Origin of the sequence: Intrasporangium oryzae NRRL B-24470 (assembly GCF_000576595.1) — a bacterium.
GTDB classification, from domain to species: domain Bacteria; phylum Actinomycetota; class Actinomycetes; order Actinomycetales; family Dermatophilaceae; genus Intrasporangium_C; species Intrasporangium_C oryzae.
Genome location: NZ_AWSA01000037.1, coordinates 1 through 19778, shown reverse-complemented (window position 1 = coordinate 19778; position 19778 = coordinate 1). Strand labels below are relative to the sequence as shown.

The following is a 19778-nucleotide window of genomic DNA, read 5'->3' as shown; positions in this document are numbered from 1 at the left end:
GCTCAACGGAGGGCGCCGGGGCTGGGAGTTTTGAAACGAGACACAGCGGGAGTTTAGCCCCTAAGAAGGGGGTTGACACGGCATACCCCGGTCTCTAGATTAACCGCAGTTGAAACCTTTCAATGATGCAAGGGAAGCCATGAGACACGACTCCATCGGGGCCGCAAGCCACCCCACGCTGACGCTTCGCGACGTCGCCAAGTCCTTCGGGCCGGTGGTCGCGCTGCGGTCCGGGACCCTCGTCGCACAGCCCGGCTCGATCCACGCGCTCGTCGGTGAGAACGGCGCCGGCAAGTCGACCCTCGTCAAGATCGTCGCCGGCGTCCACCGCCGTGACGCGGGCGAGTTCCTCCTCGGCGGCGAGCCCGCGGACTTCGGGTCGACCGCCGAGTCGAAGGCGGCCGGGGTCGCTGTCATCTACCAGGAGCCCACGCTCTTCCCCGACCTGTCGGTCACCGAGAACATCTTCATGGGCCGCCAGCTCCTCGGCCGGGGTCGCCGGATCGACCGCGCGGCGATGTACGCCGAGGCGGCCCGCCTCTTCGCGGGCCTCGGGGTCCACATCGACCCGCGGCGCCAGGCGCTCGGGCTGTCGATCGCCGACCAGCAGATCATCGAGATCGCCAAGGCCATCTCGCTCGACGCACGCCTGCTGATCATGGACGAGCCCACGGCCGCCCTGAGCGGGGTCGAGGTCGAGCGACTCTTCGCCGTCGCCCGACGCCTTCGCGACGAGGGCCGGGCGATCGTCTTCATCTCGCACCGCTTCGACGAGGTCTTCGACCTCTGCGACACCGTCACCGTCATGCGGGACGGCCAGTACATCGCGACGAAGCCGATCGCCGACACGAGTGTCGAGGAGATCGTCGGTCTCATGGTCGGGCGTGAGGTCGCAGAGCTCTTCCCGAAGACCCCGGCCCCGATCGGCGACCCCGTCCTGCAGGTGTCCGGCCTGACCGCGTCCGGCGTCTTCCACGACGTGACGTTCGAGGTCCGGGCCGGCGAGATCGTCGGGCTCGCGGGCCTCGTGGGCGCGGGCCGCAGCGAGATCGCCCGCGCGATCTTCGGTGTCGACCGCTACGACAGCGGGTCCGTCCGGGTCAAGGGCTGTGAGGTCCCGCCACGCGACCCTGCCGCCGCCATCCGCGCCGGCATGGCGTTCGTGCCCGAGGACCGGCGCCGGCAGGGCCTCGTCACGGAGGCCTCGGTCACCGACAACATCACCGGGGTCATCCGTGGCAGCCTCGCGAGGTTCGGGCTGCTGACCAAGCGGATGGAGAACGCCGCCGCCGGGCCCTGGGCCGGACGGCTCGAGGTCAAGACCGGTGCACTCGACATGAACGCCAAGACGATGAGCGGCGGCAACCAGCAGAAGGTCGTCATCGCGAAGTGGCTCGCCACCAAGCCGACGCTCCTGATCATCGACGAGCCCACCCGCGGCATCGACGTCGGCACCAAGGCCGAGGTGCACCGCCTGCTGTCCGAGCTCGCCGGCCAGGGCATGGCGATCCTCATGATCTCCTCCGAGCTGCCCGAGGTCCTCGGCATGGCCGACCGCGTCCTCGTCGTCTGCGAAGGGCGCATCACCGCGGACCTTCCCCGGGACCGCGCGACGCCGGAGGCCGTGATGCACGCCGCCACCCACGCCCTCACGGGCGGCCACCACGGCCATCCGGGCGGCCACCACGGCCATCCGGGCGGCGCCCAGGACCAGCAGGCGGCGTCATGACCACCGCACCCGCACCGAGCAAGGAACCGACCGTGACCGTGCCCGACACCTCGACCGAGGTCCAGCTCCTCGTCGAGCCCAGCAGCCTGGCGCCGCGCCGCCGGATGGCCCAGAGCCTGCTCCGCTCGCGGGAGCTCTCGATCCTCGCCGTGCTGCTCCTCGTCATCGCCGCGGCCACCATCAAGAACCCGAGCTTCCTGCTGAGCAGCAGCGGCTGGCGCGACCTGCTCCTCACCCCGTCGATGCTCATCCTCCTCGCCGTCGGTCAGGCCGCCGTCATCATCACCCGCAACGTCGACCTCTCCGTGGGGTCCGTCCTCGGCCTCACGGCCTACCTCACCGGCCGCCTCTTCATCGACCACCCGGGGATCCCCGTCGTCGTCGTCTTCGCGGCCGGGCTCCTCGTCGGAGCGGTCCTCGGCCTCGTCAACGGCCTCCTCGTCGCGCTCGGCCGGGTGCCGGCACTCGTCATCACGCTCGGCACCCTCTACATCTACCGGGGGCTCGTCCTGTCGTGGGCGGGCAGCAGCCGGATCAACGCCTCCGACCTGCCGGCGGGGTTCCTCGCGCTGGGGACCCAGCAGATCCTCACCATCCCGGTCCTCTTCCTCATCGCCGTCGTCGTGCTGTCAGCCGTCGGCTACTACCTCTACACGGCCCGGAGCGGACGCGAGTTCTACGCCATCGGCTCCGACCCCGACGCGGCCGTGCTCTACGGCCTCAACGTCCGTCGACGCGTCATCGGCGCGTTCCTCCTCTCCGGGGCCCTCGCGGGGCTCGCCGGGGTCGTCTTCGCCGCGCGCTACGGCTCCGTGAGCTCGGACGCGGGGACGGGGATCGAGCTCCAGGCCGTCGCGGCCGCCGTCATCGGTGGTGTCGCGATCTTCGGCGGGAGCGGCACCGTGTGGGGCGCCGCCATCGGTGCCGTCCTGCTCGTGACCATCAACCGCGCGCTGCCCATGCTCGGCATCCCCGACTTCTGGCAGCAGGCGCTCGTCGGCGCCCTCATCCTCAGCGCCATCGTCCTGGACCGGGTGCTCTCCGCCCGCCAGTCACGCCGACTCGTCGAAGCGAGGGACCAGTCATGACCCGCACGTATGCCGCCTACGCCCACCCGCTGTGGAGGCGCCTCCTGCTCACCCGTGAGGCGGCGGTCGTCGCCCTCGTCATCGCGGTCTCGCTGTGGGCCTACAGCAACGTCCCGTACTTCGGCGACCAGCTGACCCTGACCTACCTGCTCCTCGACGTGACCCCGATCCTGCTCATCGCCCTGCCCATGACGCTCGTCATCATCACCGGCGAGATCGACCTGTCGGTCGCGAGCGTCGTCGGCCTGAGCAGCGTGCTCCTCGGGGTGCTCCACGAGCGCGGCTTCTCCATCCCCGTCGCGGCCCTGATCGCCCTCGTCGTCGGTGCCCTGTGCGGTGCCCTCAACGGGTACCTCGTCGCGCGGGTCGGCCTGCCGTCGCTCGCCGTGACGATCGGCACCCTCGCCCTCTACCGCGGCCTCGCGATCGGGATCCTCGGCACCAAGGCAGTGACCGACTTCCCGTCGGACTGGACCCAGCGCGCGTCCGAGACCATCGGCGGGACCGGCATACCGGCGTTCATGTGGGTCTTCCTCCTGCTCGCCGTCGTGTTCACGCTGGCCCTGCACTTCTCGCCCTTCGGTCGCGGGGTCTACGACATCGGGCTCGGGAGCGAGGCCGCGCACTTCAGCGGCGTCAAGGTCGAACGGACGAAGTTCGTCCTCTTCGTCCTCTCGGGGGCCGTGTCGGCGCTCGCCGGCGTCTTCTACACGCTGCGCTTCGGCAGCGCCCGAGGCGACAACGCCGCAGGTCTCGAGCTCCAGGTCATCGCGGCCGTGCTCCTCGGCGGCGTGTCCATCTTCGGGGGGCGCGGCAAGCTCGCCGGCGTCGTCGCCGGGGTGCTGCTCATCGGCATCATCTCGAGCGCCCTGCGCCTGCAGGGCATCACGGTCAACGTCATCAACATCATCATCGGCCTGCTCCTCGTGCTGTCCGTGATCTCCACAACTGTCCTGGCGTGGGTCTCCGACGTCGCAGCCAGGCGTAACCGGGGCGCACGCCCCACCAAGACGCCCGCCGGCGTCGGAACCCTCTGAAAGGAACCCGGATGACCCCCATCTCGCGCCGCTCCGCCGTCCTCGGTGTTGCCGCACTCTCCGTCAGCCTCGCCCTGACCGGCTGCACCAAGGCCGCCACGGGCGCCACGCCCTCGGGCTCGGGCTCGGGCGGCGCCGCTGCCAAGCTCAGCGTCGTCTTCATCCCGAAGAACCTCGGCAACCCCTACTTCGACACGAGCGACGCCGGTGGCAAGAAGGCCGTCGAGTCGCTCGGGGGGACCTACTCCGAGGTCGGCCCCCAGCAGGCCAGCCCGGACGGCCAGGTGCAGTACATCAACACGGCCGCCCAGCAGCACGTGAGCGCCCTCGTCGTCTCCGCCAACGACCCCAAGGCCATCGGCGACGCCCTCAACCAGGCGCGCAAGGGCGGCACCAAGGTCGTCACGTTCGACTCGGACACCGACCCGCAGTACCGCGACCTGTTCATCAACCAGGCCTCGCCCGAGGGCCTCGCCAAGGTGGAGGTCGACGGCATCACCAAGCAGATCGGCGACTCGGGTGAGATCGCCATCCTGTCTGCGAGCGCCAACGCGACGAACCAGAACGCGTGGATCGACCTGATGAAGAAGGACCTCGCGGCCAACCACCCCAACGTCAAGCTCGTCGACGTCGTCTACGGCAACGACGACGACCAGACGTCCTTCGACAAGACGGCGGCGCTCCTGCAGACCCACCCCAACCTCAAGGGCATCATCTCGCCGACGACCGTTGGCATCGCCGCCGCCGGCCGCTACCTGTCGACCTCGGACAAGAAGGGCAAGGTCGCCCTGACCGGCCTCGGCACGCCCAACCAGATGCGCGAGTACGTCAAGAACGGCACGGTCAAGGAGTTCTACCTCTGGAACCCGGCCGACCTCGGCGCCCTCGCCGCGTATGCCGCGGACGCCCTCGTCAAGGGCACGATCACGGGCAAGGAGGGGGACACGTTCACCGCGGGATCCCTCGGGAGCTTCAAGGTCGGCGCCAACCAGACCGTGCTGCTCGGTGACCCGTTCGCGTTCAACGCCGGCAACATCGACCAGTTCAAGTTCTGAGCGGCAGCGCCCGGCCGGCGACACGCCCGCCGGCCGGGCGACCCCCGCGTCACCTGGACGTCCCGTGGGGTCGTCCCGCCCCGACCCCCGCACTGCCCAACCGTCCCGGAGTGATGATGCGCGTCTGCTTCCAGCTACAGGTCCGGCCCGACCGGATCGACGAGTACCGCACCCGGCATACGGCGGTGTGGCCCGAGATGCTCCGGGCGCTCGCCGAGAACGGCTGGCACAACTACTCCCTCTTCCTGCGTCCCGACGGACTGCTCATCGGCTACGTCGAGACCCCGTCGCTCGAGGACGCAGTCGAGGGAATGGCCCGCACCGACGTGAACCGCCGCTGGCAGTCGGAGATGGCCGAGCTCTTCGAGGAGCTCGACGGACTGCCGCCCGACCAGGCCTTCCTGGTCCTCGAGGAGGTCTTCCACCTGGAGGACCAGCTCGACCGCACGACCGCACCCACTGACGCACCGACGCAGCCGAGAAGTGATGAGAGATGACGACATTCAGCGAGATCGCCACCCTCCTCGAGGGCCAGGCCATCGAGGTCCCGTCCTGGGCCTACGGCAACTCCGGGACCCGGTTCAACGTGTTCGGCACCGCCGGTACGCCACGCACCGTCGAGGAGAAGCTGGCGGATGCCGCGACGGTCCACCGGTTCACCGGGCTCGCGCCGCTCGTGTCCCTCCACATCCCGTGGGACCTCGTCGACGACTTCGCGGCGCTGCGGCGCTACGCGGAGGACCTCGGCGTCGCGCTCGGCACGATCAACTCGAACACCTTCCAGGACGACGACTACCGGCTCGGTGCGCTCACGCACACCGACGCGAAGATCCGGCAGAAGGCGATCGACCACCACTTCGAGTGCATCGACGTCATGCACGCGACGGGGTCCCGCGACCTCAAGATCTGGCTCGCCGAGGGGACGAACTACCCCGGGCAGGGCGACCTCCGGGGCCGCCAGGACCGCCTCGCCGAGAGCCTGCGCACGATCTACGACCGCCTCGCCGACGACCAGCGACTCGTCCTCGAGTACAAGTTCTTCGAGCCGGCGTTCTACCACACCGACGTCCCGGACTGGGGTACGTCCTACGCCCACGTCGCGGCCCTCGGCGAGCGGGCCTTCGTCTGCCTCGACACGGGTCACCACGCGCCCGGCACGAACATCGAGTTCATCGTCGCCCAGCTCCTCCGCCTCGGGAAGCTCGGCTCGTTCGACTTCAACAGCCGGTTCTATGCCGACGACGACCTCATCGTCGGGGCGGCCGACCCCTTCCAGCTGTTCCGGATCCTCTTCGAGGTCATCCGCGGCGGCGGGTACGGACCGGACAGCCAGGTCGCCTTCATGCTCGACCAGTGCCACAACATCGAGGCGAAGATCCCGGGCCAGATCCGCTCGGTCCTCAACGTCCAGGAGATGACGGCGCGGGCCCTGCTCGTCGACTCGAGTGCCCTTGCGGAGGCACAGGAGTCGGGTGACGTGCTCCTCGCCAACGAGATCCTCATGGACGCCTTCTACACCGACGTCCGGGCCGACCTCGCCGCGTGGCGAGAGGAGAGGGGGCTGCCCGCGAACCCGATGCGCGCCTACCTCGAGAGCGGCTACCAGCAACAGATCGAGGCGGACCGCATCGGCGGCACGCAGGCAGGATGGAACTGACCGATGAGCGACACGAACGACCTGAACGGCACGACCCCCACCGTCCGGCCGAGCACCGCGGCCGAGCTGGTCGCCCGCTCCAACCGGCTGGGTGCGGACCCGAAGAACACGAACTACGCCGGGGGCAACACCTCCGCCAAGGGAACCGTCACCGACCCGGTCACGGGGAAGCCGGTCGAGCTGGTGTGGGTGAAGGGGTCCGGGGGAGACCTCGGCACCCTCACGGAGAGCGGCCTGGCCGTGCTGCGCCTCGACCGCATGCGGGCCCTTGTCGACGTCTACCCGGGCGTCGAGCGCGAGGACGAGATGGTCGCGGCCTTCGACTACTGCCTGCACGGAAGGGGCGGCGCGGCGCCGTCGATCGACACCGCGATGCACGGACTCGTTGACGCCGCACACGTCGACCACCTCCACCCCGACAGCGGCATCGCCATCGCGACCGCGGCCGACGGTGAGGCGCTCACCGCGAAGATCTTCGGCGACAAGGTCGCCTGGGTGCCCTGGCGCCGTCCCGGCTTCCAGCTCGGCCTCGACATCGCCGCGATCAAGGAGGCCAACCCGCAGGCCGTGGGCTGCATCCTCGGCGGTCACGGCATCACAGCCTGGGGCGACACCAGCGATGAGGCGGAGGCCAGCTCGCTGTGGATCATCGACACGGCGGCCGCGTACATCGCCGAGCGCAGCAGGCCCGAGCCCTTCGGGCCGACCCTCGAGGGGTATGCCGCCCTGCCGCAGTCCGAGCGCCGAGCGAAGGCCGCGGCGCTCGCCCCGACGATCCGCGGCATCGCGTCGCACGACCGGCCCATGGTCGGGCACTTCACCGACTCGGACGTCGTCCTCGACTTCCTCGCGGCGGCCGAGCACCCGCGCCTGGCCGCGCTCGGGACCTCCTGTCCCGACCACTTCCTCCGCACCAAGGTCAAGCCGCTCGTCCTCGACCTGCCCGGGATGGCGACCGTCGAGGAGTCGGTGGCGCGGTTGGAGGAGCTCGCCGTGGCCTACCGCGAGGACTACCGGGCGTACTACGACCGGCACGCGACTCCGGACTCCCCGGCGATCCGCGGGGCCGACCCCCTCATCGTCCTCGTCCCGGGTGTCGGCATGTTCAGCTACGGCAAGGACAAGCAGACCGCACGCGTGGCCGGGGAGTTCTACGTCAACGCGATCAACGTGATGCGTGGCGCCGAGGGCCTGTCCACGTACGCGCCCATCGACGAGGCCGAGAAGTTCCGGATCGAGTACTGGGCGCTCGAGGAGGCCAAGCTCCAACGGATGCCCAAGCCCAAGCCCCTCGCGACCCGCATCGCGCTCGTCACCGGGGCGGCGAGTGGCATCGGCAAGGCCATCGCGACGCGGCTCGCGGCCGAGGGCGCGTGCGTCGTCGTCGCCGACCTCGACCTCGACAGGGCGCAGGCCGCGGCTGCCGAGATCGGCACCAGCGACGTCGCGGTCGGCGTCCGGGCCGACGTCTCGGACGAGGACCAGGTCCAGGCGATGGTTGATGCCGTGGTGCTGGCCTTCGGTGGCCTCGACCTCGTTGTCAACAACGCCGGCCTGTCCCTGTCGAAGTCCCTGCTCGACACCACGGTCGCCGACTGGGACCTCCAGCACGACGTCATGGCGAAGGGCTCGTTCCTCGTCTCACGCACGGCCGCACGGGTGCTCATCGAGCAGGGCCTCGGCGGCGACATCGTCTACATCTCGTCGAAGAACTCGGTGTTCGCCGGACCCAACAACATCGCCTACTCGGCCGTGAAGGCCGACCAGGCCCACCAGGTGCGGCTGCTCGCCGCCGAGCTGGGGGAGCACGGGATCAAGGTCAACGGGGTCAACCCCGACGGAGTCGTGCGCGGGTCGGGCATCTTCGCCAGCGGGTGGGGTGCCAACCGGGCCGCGGTCTACGGCGTCGAGGAGGACAAGCTCGGCGAGTTCTACGCGCAGCGCACCCTCCTCAAGCGCGAGGTGCTGCCCGAGCACTGCGCCAACGCCGTCTTCGCCCTCTGCGGCCCCGACATGACCCACACCACGGGCTTGCACATCCCGGTCGACGCAGGCGTGGCCGCAGCCTTCCTGCGATGAGCCCGCTGCGTCTCGCTGCCGTCGACCTCGGCGCCACGAGCGGCCGGGTCATGGAGGCGGTCGTCTCCGTCGGCACCGGCGCGGATCGACTCGACCTCACCGAGGTCCACCGGTTCCCCAACGCGGGTGTGCCGATCGGCGAGTCGCTCTACTGGGACGTCGTGGGCCTTCACCGCGAGGTGCTGGCCGGACTGCGCACGATGGCGCGGTCCGGCCCGGTCCACGGCATCGGGATCGACTCGTGGGCCATCGACTACGGGCTGCTCGACCGTGACGGCAGCCTGATCGGCAACCCTCACAGCCACCGCGACCGCCGCACCGACGGCGTGGCCGGGCAGGTGCTCGAGCAGGTGTCGGCGGAAGAGGTGTATGCCGTCACGGGCCTCCAGCAGCTACCGTTCACCACGATCTACCAGCTCGTCGCGTCACGGGGCTCGGCCGCGCTCGAGGCCGCGGAGACGATGCTGCTGCTGCCGGACCTGCTCGGATACTGGCTGACGGGCGAGATCGGCGCGGAGCGCACCAACGCCTCGACGACCGGCCTCTTCGACGTCAGGTCTCGGACGTGGGCGTCGGGGCTGGCCGAGAGGGTGGGCATCCCGTCGGCCATCCTGCCTCCCCTCCGCGAGCCCGGTGAGCGGGTCGGGTGGGTCACGCCCGCTGTCGCGGTCGGACTCGACCTGCCGCAGGACGTGCCGGTGATCGCGGTCGGCTCGCACGACACCGCCTCGGCCGTCGTGGGAGTTCCTGCGGCGCAGGACCAGACCTTCGCCTACATCTCCTCGGGCACGTGGTCTCTCGTGGGCCTCGAGCTCGAGCGGCCGGTCCTCACCGAGGCGGCCAGGGCCGCGGACTTCACGAACGAGGGCGGTGTCGACGGCACGATCCGCTTCCTCAGGAACGTGATGGGCCTGTGGGTGCTGTCGGAGTGCCTGCGGGCGTGGCACGAGCAGGGGAGCGGCGCCGACCTGGGGACGCTGCTCGCCGCGGCTGCGGATGCACCCGCCCTGCGCACGGTCATCGACATCAACGACCCGTCGCTGCTGAGGCCGAGCACCCCCGGCGACCGGATGCCCGAGCGGCTCGTCGAGCTGGCCCGGCGGTCCGGGGAGCCGGTCCCGGACGATCGCGCGACCCTCGTCCGCAGCATCCTCGACTCGCTCGCCCTCGCGTATCGACGCACCGTCCGAACGGCTGGTCAGCTTGCCGGCCTCACTGTGGACGTCGTGCACGTCGTCGGTGGTGGTTCGCAGAACGAGCTGCTCTGCCAGCTGACGGCCGACGCCTGCGGCCTGCCCGTGTTGGCCGGCCCGTCCGAGGCCGCCGCGCTGGGAAACGTCCTGGTCCAGGCCAGGGCGCTGCACGCCGACCTCCCCGACCTCGCCGCGATGCGTGCGCTCGTCCGCCGCACGCACTCCCTGCGCCGGCACGAGCCCCGCAGCGGTCTCGACTGGGACGCCGCCGAGTCGCGTCTCGCCTCCACGAAGGATGGATCCACCCCATGAAGCGGCAGCTGCCCAAACCCCACGACCTCGCGCCCCTGCTCGTCTTCAAGAGGCCGACCCTCTCGCCGCGGGACCGCCGGCTCGCGGCCGCGCTCACCATCGAGGACCTCCGACTCATCGCGAAGCGGCGCACGCCGAGGGCGGCGTTCGACTACACGGACGGCGGAGCCGACGGGGAGGTGTCCCTGGCCAGGGCCCGGGAGGCCTTCGGCGACGTGCAGTTCAACCCCTCGATCCTGCGCGACGTCTCCACCGTCGACACCTCCCGCGAGGTGCTCGGAAGCCGGGTGTCGCTGCCGTTCGGGATCGCCCCCACCGGCTTCACCCGGATGATGCAGGCGGAGGGAGAGATCGCCGGCGCAACGGCCGCGGGCGCTGCCGGCATCCCGTTCTCGCTCTCGACGATGGGCACGACGAGCATCGAGGAGGTGGCCGCGGCGAACCCCGTCGGCAACGGTGGCCGCAACTGGTTCCAGCTCTACATGTGGAAGGACCGCGACCGGTCGATGGCGCTCGTCGACCGCGCCGCGAAGGCCGGCTACGACACCCTGCTCGTCACCGTCGACGTCCCCGTGGCGGGCGCCCGGCTCCGTGACGTCCGCAACGGCATGACCATCCCGCCCACCCTCACCCCACGCACCGTGGCCAACGCGATCCCGCGACCCGCGTGGTGGTTCAACTTCCTGACGACCGAGCCGCTCGCGTTCGCGAGCCTCGACTCGTGGTCGGGGACGGTGGCCGACCTGCTCGACACGATGTTCGACCCGACGGTCACCTACGAGGACCTCGCCTGGATCCGTGACCAGTGGCCGGGCAAGGTCGCGGTCAAGGGCGTGCAGAGCCTGGCCGACGCGCGCCGCCTCGCCGATGCCGGGGTCGACGCGATCGTGCTGTCCAACCACGGTGGACGCCAGCTCGACCGCGCCCCGGTGCCGTTCCACCTGCTGCCGTCCGTGGTCCATGAGGTCGGCAGCGAGCTCGAGGTCCACCTCGACACCGGGATCATGTCGGGCCAGGACATCGTCGCCGCGCTCGCGCACGGCGCGCACTTCACCCTCATCGGCCGGGCCTACCTCTACGGCCTCATGGCAGGCGGCCGTGCCGGCGTCGACCGGGCCATCGAGATCCTGACCGGTCAGGTCGAGCGCACGATGCGACTGCTCGGAGTCCAGACGCTCGACGAGCTCGAACCCAGCCACGTGACCATGCTCCGGAGGCTCGCGCCCCTCGGCTGAACGCGCGGGCAGCGTCCCGTCCCCCGGTCGCATGCAACCAAACGCTGCACTCAGGTTTCGTTCAGGTGGAAGCATGTGACGGGCGATGGTGGAGGGTGACGCGATGGAAGTCGAAGACCCGATTCGGGTTGTCTACGACGCCTCCTATCCCGTCCTCGTCGCGCAGCTGCTCGCCATCTGTGGCAACCATCTCGAGGCGGAGGAGGTCGTGCAGGAGGCGTTCATCGCGGCGATGACCCACCGCCGGGAGTTTCTCGAGGTCGCCAATAAGGAGGCGTGGCTTCGCACGACGGCGGTCAACGTCATGCGCAACCGGTGGCGCCGCGCTCGCATCTTCGGTCGGATCGTGCCACGCCTGCGGCAGGACGTCGCGTTCGACGTCGGTCCCGATGCGAGGGCCGACCATGTTGCGATCGTTGCGGCTCTGGCCCAGCTCAGTGCACCCATCCGGGAGACGGTGGTCCTCTACTACATCGTCGACCTGCCCATCGTGCAGGTGGCCCAGGAGCAGGACATCCCGGTCGGAACCGTCAAGGCACGCCTCGCCCGGGCCAGGACCCAGCTGGCCGGGCTCCTCGGGGAATGGGAGACCGACCATGTCTGACCTGAAGGCGTTCGCCCGCGAGGCCGCTGCCGCCGTCGTGCCTCCGGCCTATGAGCGCCTGGTCGCGGAGGAGCGGCGGCGGGCGCGACGCCGGACGGCAGCCCTCGCCATTGCCGTGGTGGCGGTTCTGGTCGGAGCGACGGCGGCGATCGGCCTGCTGGGCCGGGCCAGAGCTGACCGGGCGCCGGCGGTGCCCCACCCGACCTTGACCTCGGTGACCGTCCCTCCCTGGACCGCGGCCGAGATCGTGGGCAACCCGGACGCCAAGGTCACCGGGCAGTTCGCGTCGGCGACGGACCACACCGTCACGCTCACGGTGTGGAGGCGGTGCATCACGCCCGCCCCTGACCACGACTGCTACGGGATCGAGGCCTTCTCCGTGGTCGACGGTGCGGGACACCGGCTGCTCGTCCGCGGGGGGATCGTCCATTCGAGCGCTCAGGCGACCCTCGACAACCCCGGCGTGCTGCGCGAGGTCGACGACGGGGTCTGGTACTGGGCCCACCAGGATCCCGGGCCGTACCTCCTCTCGGCGACGTTGCCCGAGCCGGCCAGGGTCACCGTGATGGACCGTCCCGTGGCGCCCAGGTACGGGACGTCCACGGTCGAGTGCGCCAACGGCGACGGGCTGTGCCACCTGGACGTGCGCGCGAGAACCCTCGAGCGCCTGCAGCTCCCCAGCCTCGTCGGCATCCGCTGGGCCAGCCCCACGACGTGCGGGTTGTGGGGGCTCATGGGTGCGGGCCAGAACGTGAAGCTCGTCATCCAGCAACCGGACGACTCGTTCACCACAGTCGGGCTCTCCGACCGGGCTCATGCCACGACGATGGCGGAGGGCGGCAGGAACTGCGAGATCGCGGTCTACCAGTCCGTCACGGACTACCAGGCGCAGCTGCTCGTGAGCCTCGACCACGGCCGGACCTGGCAGGTGCGCTCGACGCCGTTGCCACAGGGAGCAGGCCTGTACGAGCAATACCCTCACCTGCGCGTCCTCCTGTCACCACAGTGGGCCCAGCTGCCCACGACGACGAGTCCCATCGGGATGCCCGGGCCCCTGACCCCGCTCTGAGCCCGGGCCACGGCGTCCGGCCGCCTTCGCCCGGCACCGAGCCCAGCGGCATACGGTCGTCCGGCGGGGATGGTCCCGCTGGTTGGCGGGCATCGTCACCCCCCTCCAGGGGTATGCCGTGCCCACGTCGGTGACACCTACCCGTCCTCGGGTGGCATCGTCACGTATCTGCTCAAGGGCTAGAACCCGGCCGGGCCGATCAGCCGACCTTGACGTAGCCGCCCACCATCACGTTGCCGATGCGGTCGACGACGGCGGCAAAGGCGCCGGTGGCAAGGTCGATCTTGCCCACCTGGTCCTCGTCGGGGAGGGTCTTGATGACGGCATAGACCGAACGGCTGTCGTGGGACCACGTCGGGGTGAGGAGCCCGCTGCCGGTCGGCAGCCGGGTGACCTGTTTCCGCTCCGAGCCGTCCGGACGGACAGTCACGAGGTTTCCCCCGGCGTCGTAGTTCCGGTCCGGGGCGTCGACGTAGGCCAGCCGTGAGCCGTCGGGGCTCCACGCCACGTCATGCGCGTTGTCGCCGCCGGTGTCGATGCGGCGGATCGACGGCGTGCTCGCCGTGAGGTCGACAATGGCGATGTGCGCGTCGGGGGTCCCTCCGGCATCTGCGCTGCCCACCGTGAGAGCGAGGTAGCGACCGTCGGGCGACCACACGGGGCCGAAGTAGCTCTGGGGCACAGGGATCGATCTCGTGCCGGCGCCCGTGCGCGCGTCGACGATCCGCAGCTCATTGCCGTTCGCCCGGTCCAGTCCGAACACGACGTGCCTGCCGTCCGGGGAAAAGGCGGGGGTCTCCGTGTTCGTGCAGGGAGCCGAGCAGTCGACGAGTCGGCGTTGGCTCGACACGGACCCCTTCACCACGTCCGCGACCCAGACGTCCCGACTCAGGTCCGGCTCGATCGTGACCCACGCGACCCGAGAGCCGTCAGGCGCCCAGCTCAGGTCGTGCGGGTTCTTGTCCAGCCTGTCGAGAAGGACGTGCCGGTCGCTGCCGTCGGGGTGAACGATCTCGACCCCGAAGGGCGATTCGAACGAGAGCCAGGTGGTGGACGGGTTGACGCCTGGACTCGTCGCGGGGATGGGTGCCGCATGGTTCTGCCAACCGGAGGACACGGCGGCCAGGACGGCGACGATGACGGCGAGGCACCCCGCCGTGGCGACGATGAGACGGTTCCGGGTCCGTTCGCGGCGTCGGGCGACGATCGTGTCGAAGCTCGGCAGCACCACCGAGTGCTCCGTCTCGCGGGTGAACTGGCGCACGTCAGGCATGCTCGGCTCCCTCCGGGTCGGACAGCAGCCCGGCGAGCTGGACCCGACAGCGCGAGAGCCTCGCCTTCACCGTCCCCTCGGGCACCTCGAGCTCCGCGGCGATCTGCGAGACGGGCAGGTCGGCTACGTAGAAGAGGACGAAGGTCTCGCGCATCGCCTGGCTCACCTGTCCGAGGGCCGTGACGATCGCGATGTGGTCCGGGGTCGCTTCGGCGCCGAGCTGGGGCCCGGATTCTCGGGCGATGCGAGGCATCACCCTCCGGACCACGGCCGCGCGGCGCCACTGCTTGCGCAACCGGTTGAGGGCGACGGTCCGGAGCCAGGCCTCCTTGTTGGCGACGCCCTCGAACTCCCGTGCATGCGTCAGCGCCGTCATGAAGGCCTCCTGGACGAGGTCCTCGGCCTCGGCGCGGTTGCCGCAGAGGGCCACCATCTGGGTCACGAGGCGGGGGTAGGACACGGAGTACACCTCCCTGATGCGCCCGTCGTCCATGTCCTACCCCCAGTCCCCCTGCGAACCGGACGGGGTCGTGCTCCGTCCGGTGTGAGATCCCCCGAGCCGAGATCCCCCCATCGTCCCCCTCCCAACGAACCTTCAGACGGTGTTCAGGTTGCATCGGATGCTCGACGAGCTCTCGTTGTCCCACTTCAACCGTGCCGCGGTGCCCATGTCCTCCAGTCGCTGGGCAGCGTCATCGCGTCCGTTGAGCCGATTCTCGTCGTGGCCAGGACGGCCCCTGCCGGGACCTCGCGCACGTTCCACGACCGGCCGTCGTCCGTCGAGTAGACGAGCTCGCCGGCTCGTGAGTCGCTGGCCGGCCGCGTCCGGTAGACGGCAAGAAGTCCGTAGGGCAGGTTCGCGACCGGCATGATCGTCCGGTCGCTGGCTGCGACCTCCGATCCCACGAAGGTCCCGTCGTCCTGCATCACGACGGCCTCGAAGGCCCCGGTCTCCGGGGATCGCCGCGTGCCCCAGAGCGGCTGGCTCGGCGACTCGTGCCAGACGTCGAGGTCTGGCGTGGCGATCCTGATGAGCTGCCACGTGCTCTCGTCGACGAGGCAGACCGCCGGACGGCTGTCGGCGTCGATCCGGGTCCACCCCTGGGAGGGCCACACGGAGTCGGGACACGGAGCGTGGATCATGTCCGGTCGGGCTCCGACGACGATGTCGGATCGCACGACGAGGGGGTGGGGCACCGCCATCCGGGCAGCCACCACGGCTGCGTCCCGGTACCCCGTGATGAGCCACTGGCCCTGCCCCAGGTAGCCGACGCGGTCCCACCTGCCACGGTTGACGACAAGCCTGTTGCCGAACTCGTCCCGGAACCGGAAGGCGAAGACGACGTCAGACCGCGGGCAGGCATCGACGCCGTAGCCAGCCTCCCTGCACCTGGCCCACTCCTCGACGCCGAAGCCGGTGCCCGGGATCTCACGCGAGGAGGTGAGCATCGACCTCGCGCCGCCGATGATTCCGTCCGGCGGCGGCCCCGCCCGCCAGGGCAGGGGGCCCGCCGGAGCGGTCCTCGTCGCGGCGGGCGCTCCCGCATAGTCGTGCGGCGCCCCACCCGCGCCACTGGAGGCCGGGTCGGTCGCGGGCCGGCTGATGCCCCCGAAGACGAGGACGAGCGCCACCAGGGCCAGCCCGGACACCAGGCGGCCCGTGCCGAATCGCGGCCGCGTCGCCCCTGCTCCTCCATCCATCTCTGCCCCCCTTGACTCGATGGACCCAACTGGGACGAACCCTGAGAGGCAGGGTGGGTTGCACGAAGGGGGCGCCGGATTTCTGCGCGCGCAGTCACACCCGGGCAACCTTCTCGGCTCGGCCGCTGTCTGGACGTTCGCCGGGCGTGCGGGGCCAGCGCTCAAGCCCGGGACACCCGACGTGCGACCGGGCTCGCCCGGGGGGGAGGAGCGAGCCCGGCGCGACCCGGGTCAGCGGCGGTAGTTGCGCCAGATCAGCTTGTGGACGCCCAGGTGCTTGGGAAGGGTCCGCAGGCCGGGAATCCAGGGGATGCAGATGAACCCGATGCTGAGCAGGACCATGATCGCCCAGACCTGGATGTCGGCATTGTCGGAGGTCGAGAACGGTGGCACCTGGTACCAGAACGAGTAGAGCCACAACCACGGCTGCCCCGGGTAGTTGCCCGTCTCGTTCATGATGCCCCACTGGTCGCCGCCGAGGTTCTGCGCGCGAGCCTGGTCCTCGAGGTAGGAGCCGTCGGCGAGGAGCATGAGGGCCTTCGTGCTGTCGACGCCGAAGAAGCTCGTCCGCGACGTCAGCAGGCCTTCGAGGGCTCCGCTCGCCGCGAGTCGCACCTCTGCCTGCGCGAGGTCGGGCACCGGCCCGTAGTCACCGGACGCGACCTTGGCGGGATCGCCGTCAGGCGCCTTGGACAGCGCGTCGGCGTAGGCGTTCGCCCACTTCGCCTGCTGGTCGGCGCTGGCGCCGTTCCAAGCCTTCACCGCAGCGGCGACCGTCGGGTCACCTGTCACGGTGCTGAGCGGGTCGATGACGAAGTCCTTGGCCGAGTCGATCGGCAGCGTCACGCCGGGCAGCTTCTGCAGGCTGAGCGGGCCGAGGACCTGGCCGTCCCCGTTGGTGTTGAAGGGCGGCCCGTAGCCCGCGCTCGTCGTCGTCCCGGCGAGCTCGCCGGCGGCGGTGGCCACGACGTCGTTGGGCGCCTGCTTGGCCCACTCCTGGAGCGTGATCGCCGGGTCGTCGGGGGAGGAGAAGACGATCGCGGCGATGACGGCGAGGAGCGTCATGACGCCGAGCGCGATGACGAACTCCTTGACGAGGTCGTAGCGACGCGTCGGGAAGTCATGGGAGTCGGGCGCCCACGTCGCGCCGCGACGCCCGGTGCGGGACCGGCCGGACGGGACCGTCGCGGTGCTCACGGGGTCACCTCCTGGTTCAGCGGAGCGACGTCGGCCTCGGTGTGGATCGAGCGCGACGGGACAGGCTGGGCGGGCTCGCCCGGTTCCGGCCCCACCGGCGCGGCAGGCTCGGGCGCCGCGGGTGCGGCGGGCTCAGGTGCCGGCGGTGAACCGGGCGCGACCGGCGTACCGGGCCCAGCGGCATACGGACTGGCGGCCGTCGGCTCCGTCGCGGACGGCTCGGTCTCCAGTGGCTCGGCCGCGCTCGGCGTCTCGGCGCCGATCGGCGGCACGACACCCTTGCGCCGGACCAGGATCAGGTGGATCGCGACGATGATGCCGACGACGAGCGGCATGAGCGAGACGTGCCAGAGCACCATCTGGCCGACGTTCATGACGTTGAAGTAGGCGCCGATGGCCGCGGCGTTGAGGCCGTCCTTCGCCTGCGTGGTGATCCACTGCGAGTCGAAGTTCGTCTGCATGAGGTAGCCGGTGAAGGCCGTCCCGAGCGAGCCGAAGAACGCCAGCGCCCCTGTCGCCCAAGTCATTCCACGATGGCCGCGCCATGCCGCCATGAAGAACTTCCCCCAGAGGTGGATGACCATCGTCGCGAAGAAGAGCTCGACGCTCCACAGGTGGATCGAGTTGAAGAAGTGGCCGACGCTGCTCGTGTGCCACCACGTGATCCCGCCCAGCGTGAGCACGAGACCCGAGGCGATGATGACGACGAGGCTCGCGAGGCAGGCGACCCCGAAGACGTAGATCCACGACGCGACGTACGCCGGCTGTCGATCGGGCAGCCACTGGCCCTGCGGCACAAGGCCGCTCACCCAGCGTGTCACCGCGCCGGACCAGCTGCCTGCCGTGGGAGCGCCAGCCCGTCCGGTCGGGGCCGTTTGGCCGCCAGGGGTCACCCCCGACTGTGGTGTGCTCATGACTGGTCGTCCTCCCTCGCGCCCGGGAAGGGCAGCAGGATGGCGAGGACGAACACGACGATCATGGCGAGGATGACGATGAGGTTGGCCACCGTGATGGTGAGGAAACCCCACTGGACGACCGCCCCGGCCGGGACCGGGTGGGTCAAGCTGCTCAACTGACTGGTCATGAGTGCCTCCGTCGAAGAAGGTGTGAGTGCTCCTGAGCCAGTCGTGCGGATCTCCCGCACGACTCAACCGTAGGTCTACGGACGCGAGCGTGGAGCGTTTCGACGAGATCCGTTTCGTCCGCCCTGTCTCCTCCACGGGCATCGGCTGCCGCTGAGCGTTCTGTCCCGATGGTCACGGATGCCGGGGGCCGATGCGGGATCTCGTGGCATGCCCGACGGTGGGCTCGGCCACGGATCCACCGTGGTCGGAAGCGTCTTGGTGGGGACTCGCCTGCAGCGGGACCGGGCGATCCTGGCAAGGAGGTCGGCGGCATACGACAGAGGGGGTCCGCTGCGCTGGCAGGATGGGCGCATGACGAGCGACGTACCCCTGCGCGTGCGCACCCCGTCGCCGCTCGGCGACTACCTTCGCGCCCGCCGCCAGGCGCTCGCGCCGGAGGACGTCGGCATCAAGCGCGCCAAGGGTCGGCGGCGCACCGGCCTGAGGCGCGCCGAGGTCGCCGAGCTCGCGCACATCTCCGTCGCCTACTACTCGTTCATCGAGCGCGGGCGCGACCTGCGACCGAGCAAGGGCGTCATCGACAGCCTCGCCCGCGCGCTTCGCCTCCCGAGCGACGAGCGCGCCCACCTGCACTCGCTCGCCAACGGCGGCGCCGCCCGGCGCGCCAGCGAGCCCGAGATCCTCAGCGAGGAGCTCGAGGAGCTCATCGACTCCATCGACCCCAACCCCGCCTACGTCGTCGGCGCCCGCTGGGACGTCCTCGGCGCGAACCACATGGCCCGGCAGCTGTTCAGCGACTGGGAGGGCAAGCGGACCAAGCGCGAGCGCAACCTCCTCTGGTTCTACTGCTGCGACCCCGCCGCGCGGACCCTCTTCGTCGACTGGGAGCAGGAGGCCGCCGACCAGCTGGCGCTCTTCCGCGAGGCCTACGTGCGCCACCCCGACGACGCGTCCTTCAAGCGGATCCTCGACGAGATCTTCCGGACCAACCCGGCCGCCGTCGAATGGTGGGAGCGCCACGACACCGACCCGACGCGCGGCCGGACGAAGCGGATCCGCCTCGACAACGGTCAGGTCGTCCAGCTGCGCCAGCTCGTCCTGCAGGTCGTCGACGAGCCCGACATCCGGGTCATCAGCTACTTCGCCGACGCGGACGGCGACCTCGACGACGTCGAGCTCGACCTGTAGCCGCGACCGCCGCCCGCATGCCGTATGCCGTCGGCCGGCGCCCGCCCGTAGGCCGCCTGCCCGAGCCGGTTTGCACTCCACCTTCTCCGCCCGGGCGGACTTGTGGTGGTGGTTCGGCGCGTTCGGTCCGGATCTTCTTCGCCCCGGCGGAGTTGTGGTGGTGGTTCGGCGCGTTCGGTCCGGATCTTCTTCGCCCCGGCGGAGTTGTTGTGCGGTCAGACGGGGCGGCGGGGTGGTGGTCTGCGTCGGGGGCGGGCAGGGAGAGGGGCCGGCAGG

Annotated in this window: 18 protein-coding genes; 12 read left to right on the top strand and 6 right to left on the bottom strand. The window is 70.4% G+C overall.

Annotation, left to right across the window (positions count from 1 at the left end; genetic code table 11):
• Positions 1-139 precede the first annotated feature (139 nt).
• The 11 genes from N865_RS15530 (at position 140) to N865_RS15480 (ending at position 13058) form a co-directional block, all read left to right on the top strand.
• Positions 140-1729, top strand: coding sequence for a sugar ABC transporter ATP-binding protein (locus N865_RS15530; protein WP_084328284.1), 1590 nt, complete (start codon positions 140-142; stop codon positions 1727-1729).
• Positions 1730-1833: 104 nt separating this feature from the next.
• Positions 1834-2817, top strand: a complete 984-nt coding sequence (locus tag N865_RS15525; protein ID WP_051510713.1) for an ABC transporter permease — start codon at positions 1834-1836, stop codon at positions 2815-2817.
• On the top strand, positions 2814-3854 hold the full coding sequence (locus tag N865_RS15520; RefSeq protein ID WP_034807843.1) for an ABC transporter permease: 1041 nt from the start codon (positions 2814-2816) through the stop codon (positions 3852-3854). Before N865_RS15525 ends, N865_RS15520 begins: the two co-directional genes overlap by 4 nt.
• An 11-nt stretch (positions 3855-3865) precedes the next feature.
• A complete protein-coding gene (gene rhaS, locus N865_RS15515) occupies positions 3866-4909 on the top strand; it encodes a rhamnose ABC transporter substrate-binding protein (RefSeq protein ID WP_034807841.1) in 1044 nt (347 codons plus the stop codon).
• Positions 4910-5025: 116 nt separating this feature from the next.
• Positions 5026-5406 carry an L-rhamnose mutarotase gene (locus tag N865_RS15510; RefSeq protein WP_211244914.1) on the top strand — a complete coding sequence of 127 codons (381 nt, stop codon included), beginning with the start codon at positions 5026-5028 and terminating at the stop codon, positions 5404-5406.
• Entirely contained in the window at positions 5403-6566 is a 1164-nt protein-coding gene (rhaI, locus tag N865_RS15505) for an L-rhamnose isomerase (protein ID WP_034807837.1), read from the top strand. The genes N865_RS15510 and rhaI overlap by 4 nt, the downstream gene beginning before the upstream one ends.
• Before the next feature lie 3 nt (positions 6567-6569).
• Positions 6570-8645: a bifunctional rhamnulose-1-phosphate aldolase/short-chain dehydrogenase gene (locus N865_RS15500; RefSeq protein ID WP_051510709.1), complete on the top strand. Its 2076-nt coding sequence runs from the start codon at positions 6570-6572 to the stop codon at positions 8643-8645.
• Entirely contained in the window at positions 8642-10150 is a 1509-nt protein-coding gene (locus N865_RS15495) for a rhamnulokinase (protein WP_034807835.1), read from the top strand. Before N865_RS15500 ends, N865_RS15495 begins: the two co-directional genes overlap by 4 nt.
• Positions 10147-11385: an alpha-hydroxy acid oxidase gene (locus N865_RS15490; protein WP_034807833.1), complete on the top strand. Its 1239-nt coding sequence runs from the start codon at positions 10147-10149 to the stop codon at positions 11383-11385. Before N865_RS15495 ends, N865_RS15490 begins: the two co-directional genes overlap by 4 nt.
• 103 nt (positions 11386-11488) lie before the next feature.
• A complete protein-coding gene (locus N865_RS15485) occupies positions 11489-11989 on the top strand; it encodes an RNA polymerase sigma factor (protein ID WP_034807890.1) in 501 nt (166 codons plus the stop codon).
• Positions 11982-13058, top strand: coding sequence for a hypothetical protein (locus N865_RS15480; protein WP_034807832.1), 1077 nt, complete (start codon positions 11982-11984; stop codon positions 13056-13058). Before N865_RS15485 ends, N865_RS15480 begins: the two co-directional genes overlap by 8 nt.
• 199 nt (positions 13059-13257) lie before the next feature.
• Here the strand turns inward: N865_RS15480 and N865_RS15475 are convergent, their stop codons facing one another.
• The 6 genes from N865_RS15475 to N865_RS22800 all read right to left on the bottom strand — a co-directional run bounded on the left by N865_RS15475 (position 13258) and on the right by N865_RS22800 (position 18313).
• The gene (locus N865_RS15475; RefSeq protein ID WP_034807830.1) at positions 13258-14331 is read right to left on the bottom strand and encodes a PD40 domain-containing protein; all 1074 of its coding nucleotides are present in this window, start codon (positions 14329-14331) and stop codon (positions 13258-13260) included.
• Complete coding sequence (locus N865_RS15470; RefSeq protein WP_245603790.1) at positions 14324-14791, bottom strand: RNA polymerase sigma factor; 468 nt, start codon at positions 14789-14791, stop codon at positions 14324-14326. The genes N865_RS15475 and N865_RS15470 overlap by 8 nt, the downstream gene beginning before the upstream one ends.
• A 188-nt stretch (positions 14792-14979) precedes the next feature.
• A complete protein-coding gene (locus N865_RS15465; protein ID WP_157557725.1) occupies positions 14980-16032 on the bottom strand; it encodes a hypothetical protein in 1053 nt (350 codons plus the stop codon).
• A 231-nt stretch (positions 16033-16263) separates the two neighbouring features.
• Positions 16264-17229 (bottom strand): hypothetical protein, encoded by a 966-nt coding sequence (locus tag N865_RS15460; RefSeq protein ID WP_051510705.1) that lies wholly within the window; start codon positions 17227-17229, stop codon positions 16264-16266.
• Positions 17226-18038, bottom strand: a complete 813-nt coding sequence (locus N865_RS15455; protein ID WP_245603789.1) for a cytochrome b N-terminal domain-containing protein — start codon at positions 18036-18038, stop codon at positions 17226-17228. Before N865_RS15455 ends, N865_RS15460 begins: the two co-directional genes overlap by 4 nt.
• 101 nt (positions 18039-18139) lie before the next feature.
• A complete protein-coding gene (locus N865_RS22800) occupies positions 18140-18313 on the bottom strand; it encodes a hypothetical protein (protein ID WP_157557724.1) in 174 nt (57 codons plus the stop codon).
• A 352-nt stretch (positions 18314-18665) separates the two neighbouring features.
• Here N865_RS22800 and N865_RS15450 point away from each other — a divergent pair, with 352 nt between their 5' ends.
• Entirely contained in the window at positions 18666-19502 is an 837-nt protein-coding gene (locus tag N865_RS15450; protein ID WP_051510703.1) for a helix-turn-helix transcriptional regulator, read from the top strand.
• Positions 19503-19778: the final 276 nt, after the last annotated feature.